4 protein-coding genes and 1 pseudogene are annotated in these 11,845 nt (G+C 70.5%); 3 read left to right on the forward strand and 2 right to left on the reverse strand.

Annotated elements, in window-relative coordinates; genetic code table 11:
• Positions 1–344 precede the first annotated feature (344 nt).
• Positions 345–7,589, forward strand: a complete 7,245-nt coding sequence (locus tag ACFXKZ_RS31105; RefSeq protein WP_380004615.1) for a LamG domain-containing protein — start codon at positions 345–347, stop codon at positions 7,587–7,589.
• 281 nt (positions 7,590–7,870) lie between these two features.
• A pseudogene (locus ACFXKZ_RS31110) lies at positions 7,871–8,466 on the forward strand (NAD-dependent DNA ligase LigA); the annotation flags it as partial.
• Between the two features lie 57 nt (positions 8,467–8,523).
• On the opposite strand, the gene ACFXKZ_RS31115 reads toward ACFXKZ_RS31110, so the two are convergent.
• Positions 8,524–9,630 (reverse strand): hypothetical protein, encoded by a 1,107-nt coding sequence (locus ACFXKZ_RS31115; protein ID WP_380004617.1) that lies wholly within the window; start codon positions 9,628–9,630, stop codon positions 8,524–8,526.
• Between the two features lie 216 nt (positions 9,631–9,846).
• Between ACFXKZ_RS31115 and ACFXKZ_RS31120 the strand changes: the two genes are divergently transcribed.
• Complete coding sequence (locus tag ACFXKZ_RS31120) at positions 9,847–10,164, forward strand: hypothetical protein (RefSeq protein ID WP_380004619.1); 318 nt, start codon at positions 9,847–9,849, stop codon at positions 10,162–10,164.
• A 264-nt stretch (positions 10,165–10,428) separates the two neighbouring features.
• Here ACFXKZ_RS31120 and ACFXKZ_RS31125 read toward each other — a convergent pair whose 3' ends face one another.
• Positions 10,429–11,751 carry an AMP-binding protein gene (locus ACFXKZ_RS31125; RefSeq protein WP_380005010.1) on the reverse strand — a complete coding sequence of 441 codons (1,323 nt, stop codon included), beginning with the start codon at positions 11,749–11,751 and terminating at the stop codon, positions 10,429–10,431.
• Positions 11,752–11,845: the final 94 nt, after the last annotated feature.

Here is an 11,845-nt window from a genome sequence, read left to right on the forward strand (position 1 = left end):
CGCCCAGCACGTTCCGGAATGCGCTCGCCCCGTAACCGGAACCGGTTCTACTTGTTCCGGTGTTCGGGTACACGCGGCACTAACTGCCTGACAGGGTGGGTGTCGAGGTGCGCGGTCGTCGGTTCGGACGGCCGCGTTCTTGCTGTGTTCGGCCGCGTTGGGGTGTGGCCGAAGCGGTCTGCTGCATGGAGCCACCGCGGTACCGCTGCGTGTTCCCGGGGGCAGCGCCCCGGCGCGGGGTGCTGCGGGTTCGATCGCCCTTGTTTCGGGGGGCGTGTGTGTGCCGTTGACAGGGGTGGCTTCGGCGCGAGAGCCGGGGCCGCGGTGTGGGGGAGTGTGGGTTCGTGCGGGACAAGACGCTGACCAGGACGTATCGGGACCGGACGTATGTGTCCACGGCGATGGTGCGGCACGGCGGTACGACCGTGGCGTTCGCGATGGACGACCGTCGCCGGATCTATTACAGCGTGCTGGATCTGGAGCAGGCGCAGGACAAGAAGGGCGCGCTGGACGCGGCCTATTGGAACGCGGAGCCGGCGCTGTTGCCGTTCCCGGCCGAGATCGTGGACCCGTACGCCGACGTCCCGGTGGCGTTCGCGATGCCGACGGTCAAGGCGGGCGGGACCGCGGAGGTCAGGCCGCAGGAGTTGTTCGGCGCGGAGGTCGACCCGTTCCTGTCGACGACCGCGCGTCTGACGGCGGCGGAGCCGCTGCAGGTGGTGTCCGACGGCCGCTACATCCTGGTGTTCCGCCAGTCCGTCGCTGCCGGCCACAGCGACGCGGTGTACCAGGTGACCGGGGCCGCGGTGTCCGGTGACGCCGCACGAACCGATTTCGTCATGCGGGGCGGGGCGAAGGTCGCGGCGGCGGACGCGTCGCTGCTGTGCGACCGGTTCGTGCTGGTGGGCTCGGCGCTCAAGCCGGTGGTGGAGGCGCGTTACCAGCGTTCGCGCAGCAAGTACCGGCCCGCGGCGGAGGGTTCGGACACGCTGGGGACCCGGGACATGAACGGGAAGCTGTTCTACGAGCCGACCACGAAGTTGTCGTTCGTGCCGCAGCTGACGAGCGGCGGCTTCGCGGTGTTGCTGCTGCCGACCGAGGTCGACGGGGTCTCGCGCTGGCAGTTGTTCGTCAACAACGCCGCCGACAAGCGCATCGAGTCGTTCAACTGCGCGCAGAACGCGGACGGCCTGTTCGACACGGTCGGGACGCAGTTCTACACCAGCCCGGACTCCAGGTTCCGCAAGTCGGTGCTGGAGCGCGAGCCGGGGATCGATCCGAACACCGGGCGGCCGTTGGTGCCGGTTCCGGTGATCGACCGGACGGGCACCGCGCTGCGGTTCGCCGCGGGCAGGGACTTCCGCGCGGGTCTCGACGCCCCTCAGATGTCCAAGCCGTCGGGCGGCGGGTGCACGTTCGAGGCGTGGGTCAAGCCGATGGCGCCCGGCGGGACGATCCTGTCGAGTTTCAACGAGAGCATCGCCACGGCCTTCTACCTCGGGCTGGACGCGCAGTATCGGCCGATCGCCGGGCGTGAGAACGCCTGGACGCTGACCGGCACACGGGCGCTGCCCCGGGGCGAGTACGCGCATGTGGCGCTGGTTTTCGACGGGTTGCAGGCCGTGCTGTTCGTCGACGGAGCCGAGGCCGGCCGAACCACCGTGCCCACCGCGCCGGTGCCCCCGGCCGCACAGCAGATGGGTTACCGCACGAAGGCGTCGGTGCCGTACGACCGCCTCGTCGGCGACGTCGACGAGGTGCGGATCTGGAACCGGGCCCGCACCGCGGCGGACCTGGTCGACCGCGGGCAGCGGCTGATCGGCACCGAACCGGACCTGGTGACCTACCTGCGCCTTGACGAGGGATCCGGCTCGGCGCCCGCGAACAGTTGCGGCGGACACGACGCTTGGCTCCGCGACGTCGACTGGGTCGGCTCGGACGCGCCGGTCGGCGACGGGGCGGGCCTGTCCCGGTACGTGTTCGCGATCAAGGACCGCGAGGTGAAGGGCGGGCTGGCGGCGACGCTGTACTTCCAGCAGGAGGAGCGCCCGACCGGCTACGGCACCGTCGCGGCGGAGAAGGGGCAGGCGCGGGTGCTGCTGGCCTGCGCCACCACCGGCCCGGCGCCGAAGGGCGGCTCGGCCGGCCGCGCGTACCTGTGCACCCTCGACTTCGCGCTCGCCCGCAACGGGCGGCTCACCGCGGTGCCCCGCGAGGTCGTCCTCGACGGGATCGGGCTCCCCGAGCCCACCAACGACCTGGACCGGCTGGCGGCGGCCGAGGAGAAGGTCACCGCCGCCCGCACACAACTGGGCGCCGACGAGAAGCTCGCCCACTTCCTGCCCGCGACCCTTGCGTACATCGACGAGATCCGCTCCATGAGGTTCCGCAACGCGCAGCGCGAGGCGTTGGAGCGAACCCTGCCGGAGATGTACACCGCCCGGGCCAGGCTCGGCTCGGACCGGGCGCAGGTGATCGCGGCCGAGGGTGCGCTGGCCACGCTGTCGGGAGGGCTGCGCGGCGGGGCGGAGTCGGTGCTGCCGATGCCGAGGATCGCCGTGGATCGGGCCGGGCTGAGCGTGTACGGCGCGTTGTTGACGTTCGCGTGGACGGATCGGGCGCCGTCGCTGCTGGACAGCGCCAATGGGGACGTCGTGCTGTATTTCGCGGGCGCGGACGGGCAGTTCCTCTCGGTCTACTACCCCACCACCGTGTCCCGGGCCACCCGGATCTTGCCTGCGGGCGCGAGCCCGGTCACGCTCCTCGCGCGGGATCCGGCCGCGCGGTCGGCGGATTTCGCAGTCACGGTCGGCGCGGGCACCGCGCCGGAACTGTGCACGGTGCGGGTGAGCGCGGGGACGGTGGTCGAGACGTTCCCGGGGGTGCCGCGCGCCGTGGGCGACTTCGCGCGGGTCCTCAACGGCCGCTCGCCGCAGGGAGAGTTGCTGGGCCGGGTCGGTGTTGCGCAGGACACCGTCGTCGAATTGGCCGAGCCGCTGCCTCGGGCACTGACCGCGGGCACGGCGATCGCGGTGGGGGGCCGGTTGCGGACGGTGGCCGGCGCGGTGGCGGCCGGCGCCAACAAGATCACCGTGACCGTCGGGGGTCTGGCCGACGCGCGAGGGCAGGACGTCCGCGGCGCCCTGTACGACTACGCGCTCGCCACCTGCACCACCCCGGGCGTGTCCCTGACCGCGGGTTCGCGGATCGTCGGGGCGGACCCGGTGACCGCCGCCGCCGACCGCAAGGTCGTCGACGGCACCGCGGCGGAGGGCGCGCAGCCGTTGCTGCCGCGCTGGCGCGGGAACTCGCCGGGCCGGGCCCTGACCTTCGACGGGCGCCGTCAGCGCCTGATGCTGTCCCTCCCGGACCGGCCCAAGGTCGTCCCGGAGGCGAACCTGAGCATGGAGGTGTGGGTCAACCCCACCACGATCGCCACTTCCGGGCACGCCCGCATCTGGCACGCGAACATCCCGGAAGCACCGTACTTCCTGGCGCTGGAACAGGCGTCCGACGACAGCGCTCTGCACCTGGACGGTGCCGGAACGGTGTGGTGCGGCTCGAAACTCGCTCTGGCCAACCGCGACTTCACCATCGAATTCTGGGCCAAACGCGACGCGGCCAGAGACGACGTCGTGTTCATGCACGGCGGGAACTCGGCGGACGGGGCCGCCCTGCAGATCAGCTTCACCGGGTCGAACCAAGCGCACTTCGGGTGGCGATCCCCCACGACCCAACAGTGGGACTTCCTCAGCGGCGGCGCGGACGACCTGGGCTGGCACTGCTGGACGGCGGTGTACGAGAACGCCACCCGGCGCCGCACCCTGTACTGCGACGGTGTCCAGGTGGCGCAGAACACCGCCGCTGCTCCCTACGCCGGGACCGGCAACACCCTCTTCGGCAGCGACGACCGGGGCCAATCCGCGGCGAAGGGCCGGTTCGACGAATTCCGGGTCTGGGGCCGTGCGCGCACCGCGGAGGAGGTCGCACTGACGATGAAGCGGCGCCTGACCGGACAGGAGCGGGACCTGCTGGCGTACTGGACGTTCGCGGACGGGGTGCTGGCGGACCGCACCGGGAACGGCCACGACGGGGCCCGCAACGGCAGCCTTATCTACTTCGGGCAGTCGGCGCCGTACAGCTACCGGGTGGCCGCACGCGTGCGCGACCAGGTGGTCCGCAGCCGGGCCGCGTTCCCGCTCGCGGACTGGGGACACGTCGCGGCGACATTCCGCCAGGACTGGGCGATGGCGATGGACGGCACCGCCCACCTGGACGCCGGCGGACCCGAGGGGCTGGACCTGGCCGACGACCTGACCATCGAGGCGTTCGTGAAGATCGACTCCCTTGGCGTCGCCCCCCAGGGTCTGGTCGGCAAGGGCGCGCTGGAGACGGGGACCGAGGACGCGGTGCCCTACGCGTTCTACATCGACACCGACGGGCAGTTGGCGTTCACCTTCGAGGCCGGCGACGGCCGCGACGGATCCCGTCACACATACAGGTCGGGCACGACCGTGCAGGTCGGGAAGTTCACCAGGGTCGCGGTCACCCGCCGCGGCGGCGAGGACAAGAAGGGCGCCGTCGGCATCCGATTCTACATCGACGGGAAGCTCGTCGGCAGCGACCCGCACGTGTACAACGGCGCCAAGCCGATCGGCAACGACGCCAATTGTGAGATCGGCCGGTTCCGGGTCCGCACCACCACGTTCGGGCTGCGCGGCACCGTGTCCCAGGTGCGGATCTGGAACACCGCCCGCCCCGCGGACCAGATCGGCACACCGATCACCGCCGGCGCGCAGGGCCTGCTCGCGTGGTGGCGCTTCCCCGAACGCTCCGGCGCGGTGACCGCGGACGCCTGCAACACCTATCCGGCCCAGATCCGCGGCGCCAAACGCGTCCGCACCCCCGACCCGGACGGCAACCGATTCACCTTTTACCACAACGGTGTTCCCGGCATCGCCGAACCGGTCGCACTCACCACCACGTTGGCGGACATGGGAGCCGATCAACAGGTCACCGTCGGCGCGAAGGAGATGGCCGACGGCACGTTGCGCGATGTCCTGAACGGGCAACTGGACGAACTGCGGCTATGGCGCACCTGCCGCACCCAGGAACAGATCCTGGACACCATGTTCACCCGCGTCCGGGCCGCACACAACGACATGCTCGCGTACTACCCGATCGACCCGGACTCCGCGGTGCAGGGGGCGCTGGTCAGGGACGCCGGCCCTGCCGGATGCCACCTGTTCCCGATATCCCCGCCACCGGGCGTCGCGATCTCCCACGCGCCGATCAGCGACGACACCGCGCAGGTCCGCTCCGCGCTGACCGGCGCCCGCACAGTGTTCCAATCCCGGATCAGCGCCACGCCCCACTCCGGCGAGTACGCCGACTTGCAAGCCGACACCGACGGGCGGATGTTCGGTGTGATGAAACGCGCGTACGCGTCCATCCGGGACGGCGCGTGGACGCTCACCACCGGGTTCAAGGTCGGCGACCTGACCACCACCTGGGTCGGGCAGGCCCAGTTCGCCCCGCAGCTCGTCGGCTACCTCGAAGGCGCACCGCCGGTGCCGTCGGAGAACCTGATCCACGGCACGGCCGACACCTACAACGACACGTCCTCGGTGAAGTTCGTCCAGGCCAACACCGTCACCAACACCATCTCCTCGGACCACAAGACCAGCGTCGACGCCTCCGCCAAGCTCCACTTCCAGGCCTCGGTCAGCGAGGACACCTACGTCATCGCCGCCCCGTTGGGCGCCGGAACCGCGAAACCCCTCAGCTCGCTCAAGTTGGACGTCGGCGCCGGCGTGGAGATGAAGTTCGCGAGCAGTTGGAGCGACGACACCCAGGTCACCCAAGGCGCCACCACCACCCGCACCAGCGCGGTCAACCTCACCGGCCACTGGGAAGCCGACGACGCCAAACGCCAGGTCAACCCGACCGCCGGCCGCCGATACCAGCCCGCCAACACCGGCTTCGCCATCGTCCAGTCCGACACCGCCGACCAGTACGCCCTGCGTCTGGCCCACAACGGCGCGCTCGTCGCATACCGCATGGTCCCCAACCCCGACATCCCCCGCGACTGGAACATCATTCCGTTCCCCATCAACCCCCGCTACACCAAACAGGGCACCCTCGACGGCCTGATCGGCTGCGCCACGGACCCGGCCGGCGGCGCGCTCAAGCCGTTCCCCGACCCGGACTTCCCCAACGCCGGGGACGGCAACGCCTACAGCTACTACCGGCCGGCGGAGGCGTACGCGCTCAAACGCCGCATCCAACGCGAGGAACAGCAACTCCAGGGCTTCTACGACTCGGTGTCCACCGACGCCCACGCCCCCAACCCGGTCGCCGCCGCCGCGGACCGCGTCCTGAAGGGCATGATCGGCGGGACCGGCACCAGCACCGGCCTCACCACCGCAGGCGGCGGGGGCAATCCCGCCGCGGCCCGCGCCGCCCACAAGTCCGCGGCCCGCCGCAACATCGCCAACACCTACGTGTGGACCGCCGCCGGCGGCCTGTTCTCCGAAGTCACCACCACCACCGACCAGGTCGTGCAGACCACCGCCGGCGACTACAGCATCTCCGGCAGCGCCACCTACAGCGAAAGCGGCAGCGCCGAGGTAGCCGGCATCGGCGTCACAGGCGGGTTCGAGGTCACCCTCGGCGGCGGCTACACCGTCACCCGCCGCAGGACCAAGGACTCCACCCGCACATTCGGCCTCGAAGTCGAGGCCAAACCCGGCCGCGACCTGCAAAAACGTGAAAACGGCACCCCCGTCTTCGACGCGAAGAACCGCCCCGTCCTGGTCCCCGGCCGCGTCGACGCCTACCGATTCATGTCGTTCTACCTCGACACCTCCACCGACAACTTCGAGGACTTCTACGGCAAAGTCGTCGACCCCGAATGGCTGGACACCGGCACCGACCCCCACGCCAGGGAACTCGCCCGCGCCCGCCAGAGCGACCGCAAACCCCCCTGCTGGCGCATCCTGCACCGCGTCACCTACGTCAGCCGCGTCCTCGACACCTCGTCGGGCGCCCCCACCCTCGCCAAAGCCCTCGGCGCCCTCGGCATCACCAGCGACCACCAACTCTTCACCGCTCTCCAACCCCACCTCGTCGGAGCCACCAGCCGCCTCGCCGACCTGACCGCCGCCACCACCACCGCCCTCACCACGAACTACCCCACCCTCGTCCCGTTCACCGCCACCATCACCCAACGCCTCGCCGCTTACCACCAACTCCCCGACCCCGGCGCCACCGCCGCAATAGCCGCACCCGCAACACCCAAGAACCCCACCATCACCCTGCCCACCACCACCCACCCCCAGGGCAGCATCCTGACCGTCGGCTACACCGCCCCGACCGACAAGATCACGCCCAAGAACTGGATCGGCGTGTACAAGGCGGGCGTCGACATCACGAAGGGCGCCGACGTGTGGGAATACGCCCCCGCAGCCTCCGGCAACATCGCAATCCGCGAGTCCGGCCGCCTCCCCGCCGGGAAATACCAGGTGTGGTTCCTCCACGACGACGGCTACACACCCCTGGCCGGCCCCGCCGACCTCACCGTCGCCTGACCCACGTGGCGCCCCGGGTACCAGCCCGGGGCGCCGCGCGGGCACCGGGCGGTTCCCGTCGGGTCGCCGATGATCGCAGGCAGCGCGCGGCTAATGGCCATGGGCTCCCGAGCTGAGTGCTCGCCATCACCCGATCATCGGCGAGCCACCGGTCTCATTCGGGTAACGCTTCGACGCGCACATGAGACATCCGGGCACCCACCGGGCCTCTCCTGGAAGGTTGTTGACGCAATCCCGCGTTGAGACACTTGCCCACCTGAGACAGCCAAACTGTTCCTACCATCGCGGTCTCGGCCCTGTACCGCAACGGCCGCCTGGAACGGTTGGTCACGCGCGGCGACGGAACCGCCGGCGAGGACGTATCTCACGCGACGGGGACGATCGAAGGGCTTCCGCAGCAGCTGTCCGAGCCCGTGTCGATCGAGGTCCGCGGTGAAGTGCTGCTGACCGCCGCCCAGTTCGAGGTCGCCAACGAGATCCGCGCCGCGCACGGAGCCACCGTGTTCCCCAACCCGCGCAGCGGCGCGGCGGGGACGTTGCGGGCCAAGGATCGGCCGTACGTGATCCCGATGACGTTCTACGCCGTCGGCATGCCCCTGGCGGGCGACGAGAGTGCCATGTCGGTGTTCCTGCGCGGCGCGGCGCATTCCGAGGTGATGGCCGCCGTCGCGAACCTGGGCGTCAACACCACCGGACACACCCCCGCCGGGTTGCGGGTGTGCGCCACCCTGGTGGAGGTTCAGGAGGCCGTGGACGCCATCGCGGCCATGCGGGCCGATTTGCCGTTGGGATCGACGGCGTGGTGATCAAGGCCGACTCGGCCGCCGACCAGGCCGACGCGGGCAACGGCACACGCGCACCCCGCTGGGCGACCGCGTCCAGGAGCACGATCGGATGTGCGCCGGCGATGAAGTCAGCGAAGGACCCGAAGCGATCACGAGGCGGACGAACGTCCCGCCGCACCCGGAGAAAGCGGCAGGACTTGGAGCAGGTACGCCGCCGGCGACCACCCAGGGTCACCATGTGGCTGGACTCCCCCGTCGCCTCGGTCGGCCCAGGCTCGGATGACGTCCCGGAAGGCCGCCTCGCGGCGGCGGGCGCCGCGTTGCGATCCGGCGGTCAGGATCGCTTCGCCGGCTCCCGAGAAGGCTTCGCACAGCTTCGTCACGTGGATGTCGTCCGCATGGGCGGCGTAGCGTACGGAACGCAGTTCCAGCATGGCGTGGTGCAAAAGCGCGGCGGCGGCGTGCGCGTCGGGGTCCCGGTCTGCCCCCGGCGGCCGAAGCGGTGGACCCGATCGGCTGGTTCGGGCAGGGGTGTCGGTGTCGGCGCGTCGGCCGCTGGTCGACAGGTGCCAGGAGTGGTCGTCCAGGCGATACTCGCCGCCGGCGGCGCGGAGTCGACCTCCGGGGCCCAGGCAGATCCCGACCTCTCGCGGTCCGGTGTGCAGGATCGCTCCCCGGGTGTCGGCGAGGTCGAAGGCGATGTCGGTGACGTCGTCCAGCCACACGTTCAGCAGGGCGGGCGGCGCGGCCTCGTCGACGGCGAACCTGCGGTCGACGAGCAGTTGGACATGGGCGGTCAGGGGGGTACCGGCCCGCTCCACCCGCAGGTGGCGGATCGAGGCCATCGCCAGATCGTAGTCGAGGGACAGTTCGTCCACGTTTGGGCGCGTGAGCCGGTGTTGCGGTGCCATGACGTGTCCGCGAAAGTCCCGGCCCGGCGTGTGCGGCCTGGCCGGTGGTAGGAGCGGTTCGATGTCGTACCCGGCGATCGCGGCCTGCTCGGTCATCCATGCGCGCCGCCGCTCGCCGAAATCGGCCATCCATTCCAGTACGGCCCTCGCCCGCCGCTCGCGTCGACCGGCGTTGGACGTGCTCGCGGCCCAAAACAGTGGAAACAGGTTGTTGTCCCACACATCCGCCGCCTCGCGAATGGCTTCCCGGTCGAACCGGCGAACATCCGCAGCAGCGTCCGCCATCCGCTCCAGTGAACGATCCAGCAGCGCCGCCAGGACGGACATCGCCGACGCGGCACGCACGAGCGAGCACGGTGCATCGGACGGTGGAGGGACAGGTATGGCCACGTCGTGATCGTCGCACATCCATCCCGGCAGGCCCGAGCCAACGAGGGCCGACGAGGAACAGCGTTCGGCGGACGGCGATTTCGGCCTCCTTCCACAGCCGCGCCGCACCGTGGATGCCGCGATCGGCTCCGGTCTCGAAGCGAGACCATGCACCGCCCGTACTGTTCTGCCATGACCGCGGCCGAGTACCCCATGTTGGTGCACGCATATCCGGAACTCGCCGCCGAAATCGTCGAGTTGTTGCGCGCCGGCGGCGACGACGCATTGGCCGGCGTGGTGGGTGGCCTGCGGTACTTCGGACGGTGCACGTGCTCGCCGACGTGCCTGCTGACCGCTCCGCGGAGTTCGCCCTGCTCGTTCGTCGCCGAGCTGGAACGTGACGCGGACGTCGTGATGTGGCTGTGGCTCGACGCCACGGCAACGACCGTCACCCACATCGAGATCATCGACGGCCGTACCCTGGGCCCCGCAGCCCGACAGCCAACGTAGCCACGGCCACCACGTTCCCGGTTCACCGGACGTACCGTCGGGCGGCGGGGCCCAACGAGTGATACGGCTCGAATCGGGTCGTCCTCTCGCTTACCCGCGGGAGCGATCCTTGCGGCGGTTCACGAGCATCGGCGACCCACAAAGCACTGCACACCGGATGTTCGGCCTGCTCGTCCGCACCTCGGTCGCCACAACCACCGGCGATCCCGAGTTCGACGCGTCTCGTTCGGGCCGGCCTGCCAACCACCACCGCTCGTCCGTCGGTCAGTGGTCGCGGGTGTCGACCAGGCGGCGGAGTTTGCCGACGGAGCGCTCCAGGGTGTCGGGGTCGAGCACCGCGACCTCCACGCTGACGCCGACTCCGTCCTTGACGGCCCGGGTCAGGGTGGCGGCGGCTCCGGCGCGGGCACTCGTGGGCAGGTCGGGGCGGGCCTCGACGCGCACGATCAGGTGATCCATGCGCTCCCGGCGGGCCAGGACGAGTTGGAAGTGCGGGGATAGGCCCGGTGTTCGCAGGACCAGTTCCTCGATCTGGGTGGGGAAGACGTTGACGCCGCGCAGGATGATCATGTCGTCGCTGCGTCCGCTCACCCGCTCCATCCGGCGCATGGCCGGCCAGGCTGTGCCCGGGAGCAGTCGGGTCAGGTCGCGTGTGCGGTAGCGGATGATCGGCACGGCCTCCTTGGTCAGGGAGGTGAGCACGAGTTCGCCGGTGGTGCCGTCGGGCAGGGTTCGGTCGCCGAGCGGGTCGACGATCTCGGGGCGGAAGTGGTCCTCCCAGATGTGCAGGCCGTCCTTGGTCGTGACGCTTTCGCCGGCAACGCCGGGGCCCATGAGTTCGGACAGTCCGTAGATGTCGACCGCGTCGATTCCGGCGCGTTGCTCGATCTCGTGACGCATGCCCTCGCCCCACGGCTCCGCGCCGAAGATGCCCACCCGCAACGAGGAGGCGGCCGCGTCAATGCCCTGGCGGTCGAATTCGTCGAGCAGGGTGAGCATGTAGGAGGGGGTCACCATGATGATCTCCGGGCGCAGGTCCTGGATCAATCGGACCTGGCGGGCGGTCATGCCGCCGGAGGCGGGGACCACGGTACAGCCGAGGTGTTCCGCGCCGTAGTGCGCGCCTATGCCTCCGGTGAACAGGCCGTAGCCGAAGGCCACATGGACCTTGTTCCCCGGTCTGCCTCCGGCCCCGCGGATACAGCGGGCGACCAGGCTCGCCCAGGTGCGCAGGTCGGGTTGGGTGTATCCGACGACCGTGGGCTGGCCGGTGGTGCCGCTGGAGACGTGGATTCGGCGGATGTCCGCCTCCGGCACGGCGAACATCCCGTACGGGTAGTTCTCCCGCAGGTCGGCCTTCGTGGTGAACGGGAACCGGGCCAGGTCGGCCAGGGCGCGGCAGTCGTCCGGAACGACGCCGGCCTCGTCGAACCGGCGCCGGTAGAACGGGACATGGGTGTATGCGTGGCGCAATGTCGCGCGCAGTCGGGTCAGTTGCAGCGCCTCGATCTCGTCGCGGGTCATCCGCTCGGCGCCGTCGTGGAGTTCGGGGGCGGCGGGGGCGGCGGGGGTGGCGGTGGACTGCATGGTCACGGGTGGTCCTCCTGGTCGAGGTGACGTGCGGTGGTCGGGCACGCCGGCCCGAGCGGGATTCGGCGACGGCCGCGATGCCGCAACGGCG

Origin of the sequence: Embleya sp. NPDC059237, from assembly GCF_042754105.1 — a bacterium.
Taxonomy (GTDB): Bacteria; Actinomycetota; Actinomycetes; order Streptomycetales; family Streptomycetaceae; genus Embleya.

Coding starts and splice junctions, on each gene's coding strand:
- ACFXKZ_RS31120 (WP_380004619.1), top strand. CDS start 9,847: ATGACCGCGGCCGAGTACCCCATGTTGGTGCACGCATATCCGGAACTC.
- ACFXKZ_RS31125 (WP_380005010.1), bottom strand. CDS start 11,751: ATGCAGTCCACCGCCACCCCCGCCGCCCCCGCCGCCCCCGAACTCCAC.